The organism is Streptomyces cupreus (assembly GCF_014257025.1).
Classification (GTDB): domain Bacteria; phylum Actinomycetota; class Actinomycetes; order Streptomycetales; family Streptomycetaceae; genus Streptomyces; species Streptomyces cupreus.
This window is the reverse complement of record NZ_JACMSF010000073.1, coordinates 1-19,677: the sequence shown is the minus strand read 5'-3', so window position 1 is coordinate 19,677 and position 19,677 is coordinate 1. Positions and strand designations below refer to the sequence as shown.

15 protein-coding genes are annotated in these 19,677 nt (G+C 70.6%); 4 read left to right on the top strand and 11 right to left on the bottom strand.

Annotation, left to right across the window (positions count from 1 at the left end):
* Positions 1–143: 143 nt before the first annotated feature.
* The 4 genes from H4N64_RS38515 (at position 144) to H4N64_RS38500 (ending at position 6,737) form a co-directional block, all read left to right on the top strand.
* Positions 144–1,826, top strand: coding sequence for a thiamine pyrophosphate-binding protein (locus H4N64_RS38515; RefSeq protein ID WP_186287264.1), 1,683 nt, complete (start codon positions 144–146; stop codon positions 1,824–1,826).
* A gap of 10 nt (positions 1,827–1,836) precedes the next feature.
* Complete coding sequence (gene frc / locus H4N64_RS38510) at positions 1,837–3,078, top strand: formyl-CoA transferase (protein WP_186287263.1); 1,242 nt, start codon at positions 1,837–1,839, stop codon at positions 3,076–3,078.
* A 4-nt stretch (positions 3,079–3,082) separates the two neighbouring features.
* Complete coding sequence (locus H4N64_RS38505) at positions 3,083–5,227, top strand: acetate--CoA ligase family protein (protein WP_186287262.1); 2,145 nt, start codon at positions 3,083–3,085, stop codon at positions 5,225–5,227.
* 121 nt (positions 5,228–5,348) lie between these two features.
* Complete coding sequence (locus H4N64_RS38500) at positions 5,349–6,737, top strand: MFS transporter (RefSeq protein WP_186287261.1); 1,389 nt, start codon at positions 5,349–5,351, stop codon at positions 6,735–6,737.
* An 84-nt stretch (positions 6,738–6,821) separates the two neighbouring features.
* Here H4N64_RS38500 and H4N64_RS38495 read toward each other — a convergent pair whose 3' ends face one another.
* The 11 genes from H4N64_RS38495 to H4N64_RS38445 form a co-directional block, all read right to left on the bottom strand.
* A complete protein-coding gene (locus H4N64_RS38495; RefSeq protein ID WP_186287260.1) occupies positions 6,822–7,862 on the bottom strand; it encodes a sugar phosphate isomerase/epimerase family protein in 1,041 nt (346 codons plus the stop codon).
* An 81-nt stretch (positions 7,863–7,943) separates the two neighbouring features.
* Positions 7,944–9,353, bottom strand: coding sequence for an alkaline phosphatase family protein (locus tag H4N64_RS38490; RefSeq protein ID WP_186287259.1), 1,410 nt, complete (start codon positions 9,351–9,353; stop codon positions 7,944–7,946).
* Complete coding sequence (gene eboE / locus H4N64_RS38485; RefSeq protein WP_186287258.1) at positions 9,350–10,507, bottom strand: metabolite traffic protein EboE; 1,158 nt, start codon at positions 10,505–10,507, stop codon at positions 9,350–9,352. Before eboE ends, H4N64_RS38490 begins: the two co-directional genes overlap by 4 nt.
* A 3-nt stretch (positions 10,508–10,510) precedes the next feature.
* Entirely contained in the window at positions 10,511–11,359 is an 849-nt protein-coding gene (locus tag H4N64_RS38480; protein WP_186287257.1) for a TatD family hydrolase, read from the bottom strand.
* The gene (locus H4N64_RS38475) at positions 11,359–12,120 is read right to left on the bottom strand and encodes an EboA domain-containing protein (protein ID WP_186287256.1); all 762 of its coding nucleotides are present in this window, start codon (positions 12,118–12,120) and stop codon (positions 11,359–11,361) included. The genes H4N64_RS38480 and H4N64_RS38475 overlap by 1 nt, the downstream gene beginning before the upstream one ends.
* On the bottom strand, positions 12,117–13,058 hold the full coding sequence (locus H4N64_RS38470) for a sugar phosphate isomerase/epimerase family protein (protein ID WP_186287255.1): 942 nt from the start codon (positions 13,056–13,058) through the stop codon (positions 12,117–12,119). The genes H4N64_RS38475 and H4N64_RS38470 overlap by 4 nt, the downstream gene beginning before the upstream one ends.
* Complete coding sequence (locus H4N64_RS38465) at positions 13,055–14,098, bottom strand: SCO3242 family prenyltransferase (protein WP_222109908.1); 1,044 nt, start codon at positions 14,096–14,098, stop codon at positions 13,055–13,057. Before H4N64_RS38465 ends, H4N64_RS38470 begins: the two co-directional genes overlap by 4 nt.
* Positions 14,099–14,244: 146 nt before the next feature.
* Positions 14,245–15,411, bottom strand: coding sequence for an inositol-3-phosphate synthase (locus H4N64_RS38460; RefSeq protein WP_186287254.1), 1,167 nt, complete (start codon positions 15,409–15,411; stop codon positions 14,245–14,247).
* A gap of 100 nt (positions 15,412–15,511) precedes the next feature.
* Positions 15,512–16,852: a ThuA domain-containing protein gene (locus tag H4N64_RS38455; RefSeq protein WP_186287253.1), complete on the bottom strand. Its 1,341-nt coding sequence runs from the start codon at positions 16,850–16,852 to the stop codon at positions 15,512–15,514.
* 15 nt (positions 16,853–16,867) lie between these two features.
* A complete protein-coding gene (locus H4N64_RS38450) occupies positions 16,868–19,351 on the bottom strand; it encodes a PQQ-dependent sugar dehydrogenase (RefSeq protein WP_186287252.1) in 2,484 nt (827 codons plus the stop codon).
* 83 nt (positions 19,352–19,434) lie between these two features.
* Positions 19,435–19,677 (bottom strand): sugar phosphate isomerase/epimerase family protein (locus H4N64_RS38445; protein ID WP_222109905.1); only part of this gene is annotated, 243 nt, incomplete at its 5' end.

The following is a 19,677-nucleotide window of genomic DNA, read 5'->3' as shown; positions in this document are numbered from 1 at the left end:
CGGCTCCTGACTCAAAAGTGCCGCACGCCCCCTGGACACCACCCACCGGATGCGGGATAACAAGCTTCATACAGTATTCGTCGACTGTATGCAATGTACCGCGAGAGCCGTTCCAACCCCCTACGAAGGGACAGGACTTCGCCATGCCCGACGACACCCAGGACGTCATTTCCGGTGGTCATCTCGTAGCCAAGGCCCTCAAGGCCGAGGGCGTCGATCGCATCTACACCCTGTGCGGCGGCCACATCATCGACATCTACGACGGCTGCGTCGACGAGGGCATCGAGGTCGTCGACGTGCGCCACGAGCAGGTCGCCGCGCACGCCGCCGACGGTTACGCCCGCATCACCGGCAAGCCCGGCTGCGCCGTCGTCACCGCGGGTCCCGGTACGACCGACGCGGTCACCGGCGTCGCCAACGCCTTCCGCGCCGAGTCCCCGATGCTGCTGATCGGCGGCCAGGGGGCGCTCACCCAGCACAAGATGGGGTCCCTCCAGGACCTCCCGCACGTCGACATGATGACCCCGATCACCAAGTTCGCGGCGGCCGTGCCGGACACGGCGCGCGCGGCGGACATGGTGTCCATGGCGTTCCGCGAGTGCTACCACGGCGCGCCCGGCCCCTCCTTCCTGGAGATTCCGCGGGACGTCCTCGACGCCAAGGTGCCCACCGCCAAGGCGCGTGTGCCCCGGCCCGGCGCCTACCGCGCGTCGACCCGCTCCGCCGGCGACCCCGAGGCGATCGAGAAGCTCGCCGATCTGCTGGTGCACGCCGAGAAGCCCGCGATCCTGCTGGGCAGCCAGGTGTGGACGACCCGTGGCACCGAGGCCGCCATCGAGCTGGTCCGCACCCTCAACATCCCGGCGTACATGAACGGCGCCGGACGCGGCACCCTGCCGCCCGGCGACCAGCACCACTTCCAGCTGTCGCGCCGGTACGCCTTCTCGGGCGCCGACGTCATCGTCATCGTCGGCACGCCCTTCGACTTCCGTATGGGCTACGGCAAGCGGCTCTCCCCGGACGCGACCGTCGTGCAGATCGACCTCGACTACCGGACCGTCGGCAAGAACCGCGACATCGACCTCGGCATCGTCGGGGACGCCGCACTGGTGCTCAAGGCGGTGACCGAGGCCGCCTCCGGGCGCCTGAACGGCGGTGCGTCCAAGCGCAAGGAGTGGCTGGACGAGCTGCGCTCCGCCGAGCAGACCGCGATCGAGAAGCGGCTGCCGCAACTGCGCTCGGACGCCTCCCCCATCCATCCCTACCGGCTGGTGAGCGAGATCAACGACTTCCTCACCGAGGATTCCATCTACATCGGTGACGGCGGCGACATCGTCACCTTCTCCGGTCAGGTCGTCCAGCCCAAGTCGCCCGGCCACTGGATGGACCCGGGCCCGCTCGGCACCCTCGGCGTCGGCGTCCCCTTCGTGCTCGCGGCCAAGCAGGCACGCCCCGACAAGGAGGTGGTCGCCCTCTTCGGCGACGGCGCCTTCTCCCTAACCGGCTGGGACTTCGAGACCCTCGTCCGCTACAACCTCCCCTTCGTCGGCATCGTCGGCAACAACTCCTCGATGAACCAGATCCGTTACGGCCAGAAGGCCAAGTACGGCGAGGCACGCGAGCGCGTCGGCAACACCCTCGGCGACGTCCACTACGACAAGTTCGCGCAGATGCTGGGCGGTTACGGCGAGGAGGTCCGCGACCCCGCCGACATCGGCCCCGCGCTCCGGCGCGCCCGCGAGTCCGGGAAGCCCTCGCTGATCAACGTCTGGGTCGACCCGGACGCGTACGCCCCCGGAACCATGAACCAGACCATGTACAAGTGAGGTGGTCCCCATGACTGGAACGCCGAACAAGGCCCTCGAAGGCATCCGCGTCCTGGACATGACGCACGTCCAGTCCGGGCCCTCCGCGACCCAGCTGCTCGCCTGGCTCGGCGCGGACGTCGTCAAGCTGGAGGCGCCGACCGGCGACATCACACGCAAGCAGCTGCGCGACCTTCCGGACGTCGACTCGCTCTACTTCACGATGCTCAACTGCAACAAGCGGAGCATCACCCTCAACACCAAGACCGAGCGCGGCAAGGAGCTCCTCACCGAGCTGATCCGGCGTTCCGACGTGATGGTCGAGAACTTCGGTCCGGGCGCGGTTGACCGGATGGGCTTCACCTGGGACCGCATCCAGGAGATCAATCCACGGATCGTCTATGCCTCCATCAAGGGGTTCGGCGAGGGCCCGTACACCAACTTCAAGGCGTACGAGGTCGTCGCGCAGGCCATGGGCGGGTCGATGTCGACCACCGGTTTCGAGGACGGGCCGCCGCTGGCCACGGGGGCCCAGATCGGGGACTCGGGCACGGGCGTCCACGCGGTGGCCGGGATTCTCGCGGCGCTGTTCCAGCGCGAGACCACCGGGCGTGGTCAGCGGGTGAACGTGGCCATGCAGCACGCGGTGCTCAACCTCTGCCGGGTGAAGCTGCGCGACCAGCAGCGCCTGACCCATGGCCCACTCGCTGAATATCCCAACGAGGACTTCGGCACGGAGGTTCCCCGCTCCGGAAACGCGTCCGGCGGCGGCCAGCCGGGCTGGGCGGTCAAGTGCGCACCGGGCGGGCCGAACGACTACGTGTACGTCATCGTGCAGCCCGTCGGCTGGAAGCCGATCAGTGAGCTCATCGGCCGGCCCGAACTCGCCGAGGACCCCGAGTGGGCGACACCCGAGGCCCGGCTGCCGAAGCTCAACAAGATGTTCCAGCTGATCGAGGAGTGGTCCTCGACCCTGCCCAAGTGGGAGGTGCTGGAAAAGCTCAACACGCACAACATCCCGTGCGGTCCGATCCTGTCCACCAAGGAGATCATCGAGGACTCCTCGTTGGTCGACAACGAGATGGTCGTCACCGTTCCGCACCCCGAGCGGGGCGAGTTCGTGACCGTCGGCAGCCCGCTGAAGCTGTCCGACTCCCCTGTGGAGGTGACCAGTTCACCGCTGCTCGGCCAGCACAACGAAGAGGTCTTCATCGGCGAGCTCGGCCTCGGCGACGAGGAGCTGCGCCTGCTCAAGTCGAACGGAGTGATCTGACGTGATGGCCGAAGACCGGGTCCTGAGGGTGCGCACGATCCTCGACTCCGTGCGGGCCGAGGGACGCACCGCGCTGACCGCGCCCGAGGGCAAGGTGATCGCCGACGCGTACGGGATCGCCGTACCCGGGGAGGAGCTCGCCACCGACGTCGAGGAGGCGGTGGCGTACGCGGCGCGCTTCGCCGGGCCCGTGGTGATGAAGATCGTCTCTCCGGACATCCTGCACAAGACCGACGCCGGCGGAGTGATCGTCGGAGTCGAGGGCGCCGCCGACGTAAGGGCCGCCTTCCACACCATCGTCGACAACGCGCGCGCGTACGACGCGTCCGCGCGCATCGAGGGCGTCCAGGTCCAGGAACTGCTGCCGAAGGGGCAGGAGGTCATCGTCGGCGCGGTGACGGATCCGACGTTCGGGAAGGTCGTCGCCTTCGGGCTCGGCGGGGTGCTGGTCGAGGTCCTCAAGGACGTCACCTTCCGGCTCGCGCCCCTGGACGCGGACGAGGCCCTGTCGATGCTGGACTCGATCCGGTCGGCGGAGATCCTGCGCGGGGTGCGCGGGCAGGCGGCCGTGGACCGGTGGGCGATCGCGGAGCAGATCCGCCGGGTGTCCCAACTGGTCGCGGACTTCCCGGAGATCGCCGAGGTCGATCTCAACCCGGTGATCGCCACGCCGGAGGGCGCGGTGGCCGCCGACATCCGCGTGATCCTCGCGGAGAAGCAGCAGCCGCCGCGCCGGAGGTACACGCGCGAGGAGATCCTCACCTCGATGCGCCGCCTGATGCAGCCCTCCTCGATCGCCGTGATCGGCGCCTCCAACGAACAGGGCAAGATCGGCAATTCGGTGATGCGCAACCTCGTCGACGGCGGATTCTCCGGGGAGATCCATCCGGTGAACCCCAAGGCCGATGACATTCTGGGCCGCAAGGCGTACAAGAGTGTCACGGACGTTCCCGGTGAGGTGGATGTGGCGGTCTTCGCGATCCCCGCCAAGTTCGTGGCCTCGGCGCTTGAGGAGGTGGGACGCAAGAACATCCCCAACGCAGTGCTGATCCCCTCCGGATTCGCGGAGACCGGGGAACACGAGCTCCAGGCCGAGATCGTGGCCATCGCCGAACGGCACGGCGTCCGGCTGCTCGGGCCGAACATCTACGGCTACTACTCGACGTGGCAGGACCTGTGCGCCACGTTCTGCACGCCGTACGACGTCAAGGGCGGGGTGGCGCTGACCTCGCAGTCCGGTGGCATCGGCATGGCCATCCTGGGCTTCGCCCGCACCACGAAGACGGGCGTGTCGGCGATCGTCGGTCTCGGCAACAAGTCGGACCTGGACGAGGACGACCTGCTGACCTGGTTCGGTGAGGATCCGCACACCGAGTGCATCGCGATGCACCTGGAGGACCTCAAGGACGGCCGGGCCTTTGTGGAGGCCGCTCGGGCGACCGTACCGAAGAAGCCTGTCGTGGTGCTCAAGGCAGGCCGGACCGCGGCCGGAGCCAAGGCGGCCGGGTCGCACACCGGGGCGCTCGCGGGCGACGACGCCGTCTACGACGACATCCTGCGGCAGGCCGGGGTCATCCGGGCGCCCGGTCTGAACGACATGCTGGAGTACGCGCGCGCGTTGCCGGTGCTGCCCACCCCCGAGGGCGACAACGTCGTGATCATCACCGGGGCCGGCGGCAGCGGCGTGCTGCTGTCCGACGCGGTCACCGACAACGGCCTGTCCCTGATGGAGATCCCGTCCGACCTGGACGAGGCCTTCCGGAAGTTCATCCCGCCCTTCGGGGCCGCGGGCAACCCGGTCGACATCACCGGGGGCGAGCCGCCGTCGACGTACGAGGCGACGATCCGGCTCGGTTTGGCGGATCCGCGCATCCACGCGCTGGTCCTCGGCTACTGGCACACCATCGTCACTCCCCCCATGGTCTTCGCCGAGCTCACCGCGCGCGTGGTGGCCGAGTTCCGCGAGCGCGGGATCTCCAAGCCGGTGGTGGCTTCGCTCGCGGGCGACGTCGAGGTCGAGGACGCCTGCCAGTACCTGTACGAGCGAGGGGTCGTGGCGTACCCGTACACGACCGAGAAGCCGGTGGCCGTACTGGGCGCGAAGTACCGGTGGGCGCGGGCGGCGGGGTTGTTGGGGGGCGGTTCATGAGGTGAGGCAGCGGGGGGCCGGCCGACGGTGCGCGTCGGCCGGCCCCGGGACCCGCGCGCGCACGAAAGGCAATGGACAGGGGGCGCTGGCCAGAACTTTCGACGCAAGGGGTGCAACTGACGTGACAACTACCGACGTTACAGGGGTCGCCACCTATCGGGAGGTGACCGACAAGAACGGACGCGTCTACCGTGTCGGTGAGTCCGACATCGACATCATGGGCCGCAAGCGCAAGTGGATGGTGATCCTGCCCTGGGTCGGCATGATGGGCATCTCCTCGGCCGAGTACGCGTTCGCGTCCGCCGAGGACACGCTCCACGAGGCGCACCACTGGTCCAGCGGCAGCATCTACTGGATGATGACCGTCTGGGTGTTCTGCCAGGCCGCGGTCGCCTTTCCGGCGGGGCGGCTGCGTGAGAACGGCAAGCTGCCGGCGCGCTGGGCGATGATGCTGGGCTCGGTCGGCACGCTGCTCGGCTATCTGTCGCTGGCGTACGCGCCACATGTCGCGATCGCCTTCTTCGGGTTCGGCATGTTCAGCGGCATGGGCGCGGGCATGGTGTACGCCACCTGCGTCAACATGGTCGGCAAGTGGTACCCGGAGCGCAAGGGCGGCAAGACCGGCTTCGTCAACGGCGGTTTCGCCTATGGCTCGGTGCCGTTCGTCTTCATCTTCACCGGCTTCATGGACGGCTCCAACTTCCGCTGGGTGCTGGTGTCGGTCGGCGTCTTCCTCGCCGCGGTGGTGGCGGTCGCCGGCTTCTACTTCCGGGACCCGCCGAAGGACTGGTGGCCGGCGAGCATCGACCCGCTGAACCCGCCGAATGACCCGCGGGCCCGGCGTTCGCTGGAGAAGAACCCCCCGGCCGACAAGCAGTACTCCCCGCTGGAGGCATGGAAGACCGGCCGGGTGGCGCTGATGTGGTTCTGTCTCGCCTGCACCTCCGGCGTGAACATCTTCGGCATCGCCTTCCAGGTCGACATCGGTGAGGATGCGGGCTTCGCGGCCGGAATCGTGGCCACCGCGATGTCGCTGAAGGCGATCGTCAACGGCACCGGGCGCGGCGTCATCGGCTGGCTCTCCGACCTCTACGGCCGCAAGCAGTGCCTGCTCTATGTGTGCGCCATCCTGGGCCTCGCCCAGTTCGGCATCATCTGGTCGGCCGAGATCAAGAACCTGCCGCTGTTCCTGATCTTCTCCGCCATCTCCGGCTTCGGCGGCGGTGCCATCTTCCCGATGTTCGCGGCGCTGACGGCGGACTACTTCGGCGAGAACAACAACGCCACCAACTACGGGATGGTCTACAGCTCCAAGCTCGTCTCCGGTCTGGGCGCGGGTATGGGCTCCGTGGTCGTCGGCGCCTGGGGCTACAACGGCGCCTTCACCCTGGCGGGCTGCATCTCGCTCTTCGCCGGCTGTGTGGCCCTGTTCCTCACTCCGCCGGGACACGACAGGAACAAGCGCCGTATCACTCCCAACCCGCAACCGCTCGGCGAGGAAATGGCGTGAGATGACGGCAGGGCCGTTTCGTCGGTCAAAACCTGAGGAGGCCCTCCCCACCACGGGGAGGGCCTCCTCAGGTGTGTACGGCCGTCAGCATTTCTCGCGCAGTGAGTGCAGGTGCTCGCTCGACCGCCGGGCGAAGGTGAAGGACTCGGTCGGGTTGTCGTGCTCGGCCTGCCAGTGGTGAGCGAGCCGTTCGCCGCGCAGCCGGGTCACGCCGGAGATGAACCGCTGGTAGTCGATGTCTCCGTCGCCGACGTCGACCATGCGGTAGCCGTAGGTGTTCGCCGGGTCGCTGACGCCGTCCTTCACATGGAACAGCGGGTAGCGGTGCGGCTGCTTGAGGACGTAGTCGAGCGGGTCGAAGGGCGCGGGCGTGCCGTCGGGCCGCTTGGAGAAGCGGAACTGGCCCGAGTACGCCCAGAAGATGTCCATCTCCAGGTGGACGAGGTCGGGGTCGGTCTCGGCCAGCAGCACGTCGTAGAGGCGAACCTTGGGGTTGTCGCTGGCGAAGGAGAACTCCTCGGAGTGATTGTGCTGGTAGAACTTCATGCCGCGCGCCCTGGCGGCCGCGCCGTAGGTGTTGAACTCCTCGGCGGCACGCTTCCAGGCGTCGACGGTCGAGCCGTAGCGGAACGGGCCGGACGCGGTGCCGATGTGCTTGAGGCCGAGGGCCTGGGCATCGTCGAGGACCTTGGTGAGATTCTGGGCGAAGGTGTAGGCGTTCGGGTCGTTGGAGTAGTAGCCGACATGGCTGCCGATCGGGTTCAGGCCGTGGTTCCTGGCCAGCCGCTTGAGCTGGGCGAGGGTGATCGGGCCTGCCGAGCCCTGGGTGTAGCCGGCGAACTCGACCTCGTCGTAGCCGTACTTCTCCAGTTCGGCGAAGACGGCGGCGAAGCCGAGGGTGGAGACCTTGTCGCGCAGGCTGTAGAGCTGGATGCCGAGCCGCCCTGGCGGCAGGACGGGGCGGCCGCGGCCCGCGTCGGAGGTCCCGGCGTCGGTGGCGGCCGTGGCGGGGGTCGCCGCGGCGCCCAGCAGAGCGGCGGCGGTGGCGCCCGCGGCCACGCCGAGCATGCCGCGTCTGCTGAGGCGGTGGGTGAGTTCGGGATCGGTCTGGGATATGCGGCTCATGCTGGAACTCCTCGTGGTCACGGGGCGTTGTCAGTGGTGAGTGCTTCACTTGGGACCAGTCGGACCTGGTGGGTTCATCCCTCAGGTGAGACCGGCGAGTTGGAGCAGCAGTGACTTCACATCGGTGGCCGCGAGGCGGTCACCGACAGCGCGGGGGGTGGAGCAGATGAGGAGCGGACCGTCGTCGTCGCTCGCGGGAAGGCGGCCGTGGCTGCCGCGAATAGGTGAGGGATCCAGGGGCACGACCGCCATGCGGTAGCGCATGCCGAGTTTCTTGCGCGCCAGCGCGGTCGCGGCCTTGACCTTGACGTAGGGGTCGAGTGGGTCCATGAAGAGTTCGACCGGGTCGTAGCCGGGTTTGCGGTGGATCTCGACCAGGCGCGCGAAGTCGGGCGCGCGGTCGTCGTCGAGCCAGTAGTAGTACGTGAACCAGGCGTCCGGCTCCGCCACGGCGACGAGTTCGCCGGAGCGCGGATGGTCGAGATGGTGCGCCTTCTTTCCCTCGTCGTCGAGGAGTTGCCCGAGCCCGGGCAGCCCCTCCAGCGCGGCCCGGGTCGCGTCGAGGTCCTCCGGGCGGCGCACATAGACATGGGCGATCTGATGGTCGGCGACGGCGAAGGCGCGGGACGCCATCGTGTCCAGATACTCCATGCCGTCCTGCGTGTGCACCTCCAGCAGGCCCGCACGGCGCAGGGCGCGGTTGATGTCGACGGGGCGGCTGACGCGGGTGATGCCGTACTCGGACAGGGCGACGACGGTACGGCCTTCCGTGCGGGCGTCGTCCAGGAGCGGGGCCAGGGCGGTGTCCAGCTCGGCGGCCGCCTTGAGGGAGCGCGGGTCGTCGGGGCCGAAGCGCTGCAGGTCGTAGTCGAGATGAGGGAGGTAGCACAGGGTCAGGTCGGGCCGGCGGGTGCGCATGATGTGGCGGGTCGCGTCGATGATCCAGCGGCTGGAGACCAGGTCGGCGCCGGGTCCCCAGAAGTGGAAGAGCGGGAAGGTGCCGAGTGTGTCGGTGAGTTCATCGTGCAGGGCCGGGGGCCGGGTGTAGCAGTCGGGTTCCTTGCGGCCGTCGGCGTAGTAGACCGGACGGGGGGTGACGGTGAAGTCGGTGTCGGCGCCCATGGCGTACCACCAGCAGATGTTGGCGACGGTGTAGCCGGGGTGGGCGCGGCGGGCGGCGTCCCAGAGTTTGTCGCCGGCGACCAGGCCGTTGTGCTGGCGCCACAGGAGTACGTCGCCGAGTTCACGGAAGTACCAGCCGTTGCCGACGATGCCGTGCTCCGAGGGGTGCGCGCCGGTGAGGAAGGTGGACTGGGCGGCGCAGGTGACGGCGGGCAGGACAGTGCCGAGCACGGCGCGGGAGCCGGACCGGCCGAGGCGCTTGAGGTGGGGCATGTGATCGAGGAGACGGGGGGTGAGGCCGACGACGTCGAGGACGAGGAGCGGGGTGGGACCGGTGCCCGGGGCGGTCCGTGGGGTGCTCGTGCTCATGGGAGCTCCTTCAGGCCGAGGTCCGTCAACAGGTCGCGGGCGAGGGTGAGTTCGGCGGCGATGCCGTCGGCGAGCTGGGCCCGGGTGGTGGGGCGCAGCTCGGGCGGGAGGGCCTGCCAGGTGTAGGTCTCGACCTCCAGATGGCGGGCGAGCGGGTGCGGGCCGCCGACGAGCCGGGCGAGGGCGGCTTTCAGGACGGGGAGTGTGGAGGTGAGGGGCGCGGCGGGGGCCGCGTGCAGCGGGACGTGGAAGTGGGAGCGCCAGGGCGCCGCGTCGGGGAGCGCCTGGCCGCCGAGGGCCTCGCCGAGGTCGTCGGTGCCGCGCAGGCCGGCGGCGGTGCTGGTGCGGGTCTGGTGCAGGAAGCGGGGTTCGTCGAAGGCGGCGAGGGCCTCGCGGACTTCGGGGAGGTGTGGGTGCTCGGCGTGCAGTGCTGCCGAGAGCTGGGATTTCACGACAGGTATGCGGGACGCGGCAAGGGCGTCCAGGGCGGTGTGCGGATCTTCGAAGGAGGTGGCGAGGTGGCAGGTGTCGACGCAGATGCCGATGCGGGGGTGGTCGATCGCGGTGAGGGGGGCGATGGCGTCGCCGGTGGTCTCGATGACGCAGCCGGGCTCCGGTTCCAGGCCTATGCGGATGGAGCGGCCGGTCAGTTCCTCCAGCGCGTCGAGGCGTTCGCCGAGGGTGCGCAGCGCGGTGTGGGCCGTTTCGGTCGGCCGGGTGCGCCAGGCGAGCGGGAGGGTCGAGACGCTGCCCTCGTCGATGTCGTCGGGGAGCAGTCCGGTGAGGACGCGGGCGAGGGCGGTGGTGTGGTCGAGGCGCTCGGGGTCGGTCCAGTCCGGACGGTAGACGCGGTACTTGACCTCTTCGGCGCCGAAGCCCTCATAGGGGAAGCCGTTCAGGGTGACGACCTCAAGGCCTCGGCGGTCCAGTTCGCAGCGCAGGCCGCGCAGGGCGGACGGGTCGGTGACGAGGGCGTGGGCGGCGTCCTTGGCGAGCCACAGGCCGATGCCGAGGCGGTCGCGGCCGAGGCGGCGGCGGACGGGTTCGCAGTGGTCGCGGAGCTGGGCGAGGACGCCTTCGAGGGTCTCGGCGGGGTGGACGTTGGTGCAGTAGGCGAGGTGGACGGTGGAGCCGTCGGGGTGGCGGAAGCGCATGGTTCACGCCCCGCCGCGGAGGATGGAGTTGCCTTCGTGGGTGGCGTCGGTGGCGGCGACGTCCAGGTTCAGCCGGCCGCTGAGCCCGTAGAAGGCGACGGGGTTGCGCCACAGCACCCGGTCGACCTCGTCCTCGCTGAAGCCCTCGGCCAGCATCAGGTCGCCGACCCCGCGGGTCTTGAGGGGGTCGCTGCGGCCCCAGTCGGCGGCGGAGTTCACCAGCACCTGCTCGGGGCCATAGGCACGGAGGATGGCGACCATCCGTTCCTCGTCCATCTTGGTGTCGGGATAGACGGAGAAGCCGAGCCAGCAGCCGCTGTCCTTGGCCTCCTTGACGGTGGTCTCGTTGAGGTGGTCGACCAGGACGCGGTCCGGGGGCAGTGCGGACTCCCGGACGACGTCGAGGGTGCGGCGCAGGCCGGCCGCCTTGTCGCGGTGCGGGGTGTGCACGAGCGCGGGCAGTTCGTGGTCCGCGGCGAGCTGGAGCTGGGCGGCGAGGGCGGTGTCCTCGGCGGGGGTCATCGAGTCGTAGCCGATCTCGCCGACGGCCACGACCTGGTCCTTGACGAGATAGCGGGGCAGTTCGTCGAGGACGGGCAGACAGCGCGGGTCGTTCGCCTCCTTGGGGTTGAGGGCGAGCGTGCAGTGGTGGGCGATGCCGTACTGGGCGGCACGGAAGGGTTCCCAGCCGAGGAGGGAGTCGAAGTAGTCGAAGAAGGTGGCCGGCGAGGTGCGGGGCTGGCCCAGCCAGAAGGAGGGCTCGACGACGGCACGGACGCCCGCGGCGTGCATGGCCTCGTAGTCGTCGGTGGTCCTGGACGTCGTATGGATGTGGGGATCGAAGATGCGCATCAGGACTCCTTGCCGTGGGGGTGGGCCGAGCCGTGCGGTGGGGGTGTGGAGCCGGATTCGGTCAGAGCCAGGACGCGGTACAGGTCCTCCGGTACGGGACGGCCCGCGGCGGTGCGTTCGGCTGCGTAGTCGCCGAGCATGCGGGCGAGTTCGGCGTCGGCGCGGGCCCGGCCCTCCAGGTCGGCCACCGCGCTGACGGACACGCCGGTGAACAGGCACTTCAGGACCGCGTGCCGCCACTGGTGGGGGTCGAGGTGCCGGGCGGCGTACGGCCCGACGGCGGCGGCGAGAAGGCCGGTGTCGTTGGTGCGCAGGGCGTCCTCGATCAGCGGGAGGGCGTCCGGGCCGGGCACGAGATGGGGCAGGGCGTGCAGGACGGCGCGGCGTTCGGCGCCGGTGCCCTGGAAGTAGACGCGGGTGACGGCGTCGGTGTCGGCTCGGGCGGCGTGCAGGATGAGGACGCGTGCGGCGTCGGCGTACTCGGAGCCACAGCGGCGGCCCGCCTCGGCCAGGCGCAACTCCCATACGGAGATGGGCCCGTGGGTGCCGGGGTTGGCGGCGGCCTCCTCGAGGGCCTGGTCCAGCCAGGCACGGGCGGCTCCGGCCAGGTGGGTGGTGAGGTGGGCGTGGAGGGTGGGAGGTGGGGTGAGGGCGAGGGGGGTCGGGGGAACGCCCTCGGTGGGCTGAGGGCGGCTCGGAGCGGGCCGAGAGTCCTGGTTGCCCGCCGCCGGGGCGCCCGTCGTGGGGCGGGGGTGGGTCATGGGGTGCTCCCTTCGGGGGTGGCGGAGGGCTCGCCGGGGTGTGAGGGCTCGGTGGGTGCCGCGGCGACGGTGGCGGCGTTGCGGAGGAACGGGAGGGAGAGTTCGGCGTGGTGGGGGCCGGCGTGGGAGTGGCGGGGCAGTTCCACGACGGTCAGGCCCTGGTAGCCGGTGGCGGCGAGGGCCGCGAGGACGGGCGGGAAGTCGATCTCGCCCGCTCCGAAGGGGAGGTGTTCATGGACGCCGCGGCGCATGTCCTCGATCTGGACGTGGCGCAGCCAAGGGGCGGCGGCGCGGACGCAGTCGGCTGGAGGGAGGGGTTCGAGGCACTGGCAGTGGCCGATGTCGAGGGTGAGTCCGAGGGGCTCGGGGTCGCCGAGGACGCGGCGGAGGTGGTGGAAGTCGGCGAGGGTGGCGAGGAGGTGACCGGGCTCGGGTTCGATGGCGAGGGGGACCTCGGCGGACGTGGCCGCGTCCAGGACGGGGGCCAGGGCCTCGGCCAGGCGTTTCCAGGCGGTGTCCGGGTCGGTGCCGTCCGGGGTGATGCCGCTGAAGCAGTGCACGGCGTGGGCGCCGAGGTCGGCGGCGATCCGGACGGCACGGATCAGGAGGCCGATGCGGCGGGCGCGGGCGTTCGGGTCGGGGTCGAGCAGGGAGGGGCCGTGTTTGCGGCGCGGGTCGAGCACATAGCGGGCGCCGGTTTCGACGGTGACGCCCAGTCCGAGGGTGTCCAGACGGTGGGCGACTCGGTCGACCCGAGCGGCGAGGTCCGGGGCCAACGGGTCCAGGTGCATATGGTCGAGGGTCAGTCCGACGCCGTCGTAGCCGAGGTCGGCGAGGAGACCGAGGGCGTCGTCCAGGCGGAGGTCGGCGAGGCCGTTGGTGCCGTAGCCGAAGCGGAGGGAGGTGGCGGAGAGGGGGCGGCCTGCTGCGGGGGTCATGTGATGCTCACCTTCCTCGCGAACCGGCGGCCCAGCGGGGCGAGGGCCGCGACGAGCAGGGCGGTGGCCGTGGCGCCGGAGCGGGCGGCGAGTGCGGCCTGGAGGGGGATGGTGGCGCGGATGCCGCCGCCGACGGCGCGTTGGGTGAGTGGGGGTGAGGGGTTGAGGGCGGCGTGGAAGTAGGGGCGGGCGGCGGTGGCTGCGTAGGCGGTGGCGAGGGCTTGGCGGAGGGAGGAGGGGAGGGTGGGGAGCTGTGGCCGGTGACGGTGGCCGGGGGCAAGGGCAGTTGCGCGGGTGGCGGGTGAGTGGGCCTGTGTGGCGGAGGGGGCCTGCGCACTCGGGATACGCGCCAGGCCGTGCGCGCCGGTCGTGCCAGCGGTGCCGGACGGAGCGTGGTCCCGGCCGCGCAAGGGAGAGGAGGTGCCGCGCGTGATCAGGCCCGTCAGCAGGGCAGTTGTAGCCAATGCCGCCAGAGGTGCCACGGATGAGCCACCCTGATTCTCCTGGCGGGAGACCGTCGTGACCGCCCAGGTGTGGGTGCCGAGCAGGGTGGCGGACGGGATTGCCTCGCGAGTGCGGCCGCTCGTGGCCGCGGCGCCCAGCAGGAGGTCGAGGGCTCGGGTCGTTGCCATGGCTGCCGGGCCTGCCGGGGTGTGCTTCAGGTGGAGGTCGTAGGCCCAGACCGTGGCGGCGAGGGGTGCGGCGACGGCCAGCGCGGGGCGTCCGGCTCGGGCGGCCAGGGCCAGCCCCGCGCCGGTGAGGGCGCAGGCCGCCGTAAAAGCGGCGGCGGGGCTGACGCGGCCGGAAGGCAGGGGGCGGTGGGGGCGTTCGGCGGCGTCCTCCTCTCGGTCCGCCCAGTCGTTGAGGGCCATGCCGGCCTCGTAGAGGCAGAAGGAGGAGCCGATGGCGAGCAGGGTGCGGGAGTTGTGGGGTACGGCGGTGGCGGCCGCGCCGGCCAGGGCGTCACCGGGGACGGTGAACAGGGCCGGGAGGCGCAGGAGTTCGGCCCAGGCGAGGGGGAGGTTCGGGCTCGGGGTCAGGCTCGGGCGAGCCGCATCGACCCGTGCCGCACTCGCGTTGCCGTCCGCAGCCGCCCCCGGCCCAGCGCCGGCCTCGGCCCGCGTGCCCGCCCCTTCCGCGCCCGCCCCTTCCGTGCCCACCACTGCCGTACCCCCGACACCCCCGCTCACCGCTCCTCCCCGGCCCCGCCATCGGCTCGGCCCTGGCCGCCCGCGCCGGGCGCCCGCAACCGCTCCGCGAACCGCACCAGCTCCGCATACTGCTCAGCCAGCGCCGCAGGCCCGTCCCCCACCGGATCCTTGAAATAGAAGCCGAGTTCACCGAGCGGCCCGGACAGCCCCCTCTCATGCGCCCGTGCCGTCAGGCGGGCCAGGTCCAGGACCAGAGGAGCGGCCAGGGCCGAGTCGCAGCCCTGCCAGATCGTCTGGAGGATCATCCGGGTGCCCAGGAAGCCGTCGAAGGCCACGTGGTCCCAGGCGGTCTTCCAGTCGCCGAGGGCCGGGACGTCGTCGATGTGGACCTCGCCCTCCGGAGGGGTGCCGAGGGTGTCGGCGAGGACGCGTTCCTTGCCGGCGTTCTTGGCCGCTGCCGCTGCCGGGTCGGCGAGGGATGCGCCGTCGCCGCCGCCCAGGAGGTTCGTGCCGGACCAGGCGCGCACCGCGAGGGCGCGTTGGGTGAACATCGGGGCCAGGGCGGCCCGGAGCAGGGTCTGGCCGGTCTTGCCGTCGCGGCCCGCGTAGGGGAGCCCGGACTCGGCGGCCGCGGTGGCGAGTGCCGGGTGATGCAGTCCCGTCGACGGGGTGAAGTTGAGGTACGGGCAGCCCGCGCGCAGGGCCGCCGCCGCGTACAGGGTGCTGGGCGGGAGGGCCTGGTCCGTGGGCGGGGGTTCGGTCGAGGCGACGTTCACCACGACCGCGCGGGTCGGGCCGAGCCGTCGTACGAAGTCCTGGATGTCGGCGGCGAACGCGGAGATCAGGGCCTCCTGGTCCCGGGTGTCGCCGGGGAGGGGGCCGCCCGGCCGGATCTCCCGGTCCGCGGCGGCCAGTTCGGACGCCACGGCGGTCGGGAGGCCGGGCGGCAGCACGCCGCCCGCCGCCAGTTCCTCCGCGCGCTTGGGCAGCGGGCAGTCCACGGTGTCGTGGCCGCCGAAGACCAGGGAGGGCAGCGGGGGCAGCTCCGAGGAGGCGAAGGGCGGGGTTTCCGTGACCATGCCCGTCGGCGGGTGCAGGCCCGCGCAGATCGCGGCACAGCCGGCCACCACCGTCGTGGCGACGGAGCCACGCGCTCCGATCAGCCACACTCCGACTCGGGATCCAGAACGGGACACGGACATGGGCAGCCTCCTTGTCGTGCGGGAAACCCCGGTACTCCCCCGGAAGGAATGGGGGTGGAAGACGGCGGGCGGGAGTCCGGCGTCCCCCGCCCGCCGTCGCTCAGTCGCCCTTGACGGGCATTTCCTTGATCCGGATGTCCCGGAAGGACACCTGGTCGTCGGATCCGTGGTTCTGGATGCCGACATGCCCGTCACGCAGGCTCCGGGCCGGATCGGTGTTGGTGAAATCGTTGATCTTCACGCCGTTGAGCCAGAGACGGAGGCGTTCGCCCTCCACACGGATCTCGTACGTGTTCCACTCCCCCGGCGGGTTCAGCGCCTGATCGCGCTTGGCCAGGTCGGCGGAGCGGAAGCCGTAGACGGACCCTGTCGTCTTCTCGGGGACGTCCGTGGCGTCGATCTGGATCTCATAGCCGTTGTTGACAGCCGACCACGGGTCGTCCGAGGGCGGAAATCCCACGAATACACCGGAATTGTCGTCTCCGTCGACCTTCCAGTCGAGCTTCAGCGAGTAGGCACCGAAGCCCTGGTCGGCGTACCAGAGCAGGCCCATGCCGCCGGTTGTGGTGAGGGAGCCGTCGGCGCCCAGTGTGAAGGAGCCGGGGCCCGCCTGACGCCAGGCGGACAGCGAGGACGCCGTGCCGTCGAAGAGCGGGCGGTAGCCGTTCTCCGGGCGGCAGTCGGCCTGTGCGGCGCCGGTCGTCCAGCGGAGCCCGCCCAGCAGATGCTGCCGGAAGGCGGGGTCCGCGTAGGACTCCTTGGTGTGGCCGCCGCCGGTGTAGAAGGCGCGACCGCCCAGGTCGGTATGGCACCAGGCGATCGGGTGATCGCCGCTCATGGTGCCGCCCGAGTACGACGACTCGTCGAGGGAGGCGAGGACATGGACCCGTTCCCGGGGGTTGGAGCGGTAGTTGTACCACTCGTCCGTCCGGTTCCAGGCCGTCGGCAGATGCGAGGTCGACGCGTGGGCGTGGTCCTCGATGTCCACCGTGGCCGGCTGGATCGCCGGATGCGACTGGAAATACGCCCCGACCACCCCGCCGTAGAACGCCCAGTCGTACTCGGTGTCGGCTGCCGCGTGGACGCCCATAAAGCCGCCGCCGTGGCGCACGTAGCGTTCGAACGCGCGCTGTTGCGCGCCGTCGAGCACATCACCGGTCGTCGACAGGAAGACGACGGCGTCGTACCGGCGGAGGTTCTCGGACGTGAACGCCCCCGCGTCCTCGGTGGCGTCGACGGTGAAGCCGGCCGTGGTGCCCAGCTCCTTGATCGCCGCCACTCCCTCAGGGATGGAGTCATGTCGGAAGCCGGCGGTCTTGGAGAAGACCAGCACCCGTTCCCCGGCGGAGGCGGAGGGCTCGGACACGGCAGGTCCCGACATACAGCCGAGGAGCAGGGCCGTGCCCGCAAAAACCGTTCCCAGTTGGCCGGTTGATCTCATCGCGCACATCCCTCCTCAGCCGGTGGTGAAGGTGAAGTCGTCCACGTCGAACAGCGCCCCCGAGCCCGTGGCCCCCTTGAAGACCAGGTAGAGCGTGGTCGTGCCGCGCGGAGCCCGGGTCAGTTGTGCGGTGACGTCCTGGAAGTTCTCCCAGCCACCGGTCACCGGCACGGCCGCCTTGCCGAGCAGAGTGCCGGTCGAGGACCCCGCACGGACCTCGATCGTGCCGCCCGCGCCGCCGGACGAGATGCGTGCCGTCATGGACTTCGCGTTGCCGAGGGCGTACGGCGTGAAGGAGATCCAGTCGCCGTTGTCGATGTCGCCGACCGTCCTGCCGCCGTGGGCCGGGGTCTTGGTGATGACCGAGACCCCGGAGCCGTTGCCGAAGTGCTCGGCCTGGCGGTGCTTGGGCTGCAGGACGCTCTGGTCGTGGGTGGTCAGCGGGGCCTGGCCACCGCCTCCGCCGTCGGTGTACTCGGCGTCCATGACCCCGAAGATGTTGGCGTCCTCGTCGTGGCCGCCGTCGGCGCTGGTCTGAATGGTGCCGGTGCAGCCGTTGGCCGAGGTGACGGGGTGGCCGTGGCTGTCGTGGCCGAGGACGAAGGTGACCTTGACCTTGGAGCAGTCGATCGTCCCGTCCTCCGGGTCGCTGACCTTCACCTTGAACGGAATGGCGTCACCGAAGCCGAACAGCTGCCCGTCCTGCGGGAGTTCGAGCGTCACCTTCGGGGCGGTGTTGCCCACCACGACCTGCACGCTCGCACTGCCGGTGCGGCCGGAGGGGTCCTTGGCGGTCAGGGTCGCGGTGTAGGTGCCGTTCTCGCGGTACCGGTGCGTGGGGTCGGCCGCGGTGGAGGTGCTGCCGTCGCCGAAGTCCCATCTGTACGTGAGGGCGTCACCGTCCTGGTCGGTCGTGCCCTCGGAGGAGAACTGCACCCGCAGCGGGGCGGTTCCGGAGGTACGGCTCGCCGAGGCCTGCGCGACCGGGGAGTGGCCGTCGGTGGCGTTCTCGATGCGGTACAGGGCGGAGTGCTCGTCGCCGCCGAACCAGGAGACGCCGTAGTCGAGGACGTACAGCGCGCCGTCCGGGCCGAAGGCCATGTCCATCACCTGGGTGCCGGTCCACGGAATGTCGTTGATGGACTGCACGGTGCCGTCGGCGTCGCTGGTGATGCGCTTGATCCAGCGGCGGCCGAACTCCCCTGCGAAGAAGTCGCCGTCGTGGGCCTCGGGGAACTTGACCGGCGAGTCGAGGTTCGGGTCGTAGTGGTAGACCGGGCCGCCCATCGGCGATTCGGAGCCGGTGCCGAACTCGGGCAGCGAGCCTCCGTCGTACGGGATCCAGGCCGCCTGGGCCGGGGGCAGGTCGGTCAGCCCTGTGTTGTTCGGCGAGGTGTTCTTCGGGGCGGCGCAGTCGAAGGCGGCGCCGGACTGGCCGGTGGCGAAGTCGTAGTCGACGTAGGCGTCGTTGTCGCCGGTGCAGTACGGCCAGCCGAAGTTGCCGGGGCCGGTGACGCGGGCGAACTCGACCTGGCCCGCCGGTCCTCGGGAGGGGTTGGCGGCGCCGGCGTCGGGGCCGTAGTCGCCGACGTAGAGGATGCCCGTCGCCTTGTCGACGCTGAAGCGGAACGGGTTGCGGAAGCCCATCGCGTAGATCTCGGGCCGCGTCTTGTCGGTGCCGGGGGCGAAGAGGTTGCCCTCCGGGATCGCGTACGAGCCGTCGGCGTTCACCTTGATCCGCAGGATCTTGCCGCGCAGGTCGTTGGTGTTGCCGGAGGTGCGCTGGGCGTCGAAGGCCGGGTTGCGGCTCGCCCGTTCGTCGATCGGCGTGAAGCCGTCGGACTGGAACGGATTGGTGTCGTCGCCGGTCGACAGATACAGGTTGCCGGCCGCGTCGAAGTCGATGTCGCCGCCGACGTGGCAGCAGATGCCACGGGAGGCGGGGACGTCGAGGATCTTCTGCTCGCTGGCGGTGTCGAGGGTGCCGTCCGTCTTCAGCACGAACCGGGAGAGCCGGTTGACGCCGTCGAAGGGCGCGAAGTCGGCCGCCGTGCCGGTCTCGGGGGCGTCGCCCGCCGGGGTGTTCAACGGGGGTGCGTAGTAGAGGTAGATGAAGCGGTTGTCGGCGAAGTCCGGGTCCACGCCGATGCCTTGGAGGCCTTCCTCGTCGTGCGCGTACACGTCGAGCTTGCCGGCCGGCTTGGTGTTGCCCGCGGCGTCGGTCAGGCGCAGTTCGCCGTCGCGGGAGGTGTGCAGGACGGAGCGGTCCGGGAGGACGGCGAGCGACATGGGCTCGCCGACCTCCGCCTCGCCCTTGGCGAGGGTGACCTGCTGGAAGTCCTCGGCGGCCACGGAGGCGTCGGCGACAGCCTGCGGTGCGGCGAGGGTGAGGGACGCGCCCGCCAGCAGCGCGCCGCTGAGCAGCGCGACCGTCTTGCGGAAGGTCAGGCGTCGTCTGTGGATCTCGGTTCTGCGGGTGGTGCGGTCTTTCGCGTGCACGAATTGCCTCCAGAATGGGGCCGGTTGTACATGCGGGTGCCTGCGCCGGGGTGCGCCGTCACCCCGGAGACATGGAAGAGAGCTCAGTTGCCGAACGCCGCGTCGAAGGAGGCCGACGGGGGTTCGAAGTCGTACGCCTTCAGGCGGGCCAGTGCCTCCGGAGCGCCCTGGAGCCGGTCCATGCCGGCGTCCTCCCACTCCACGGAGATCGGGCCCTGGTAGTCGATGGAGCGCAGCATCCGGAAGACGTCCTCCCAGGGGACGTCGCCGTGGCCCGCGGAGACGAAGTCCCAGCCGCGGCGCGGGTCGCCCCAGGGCAGATGGGG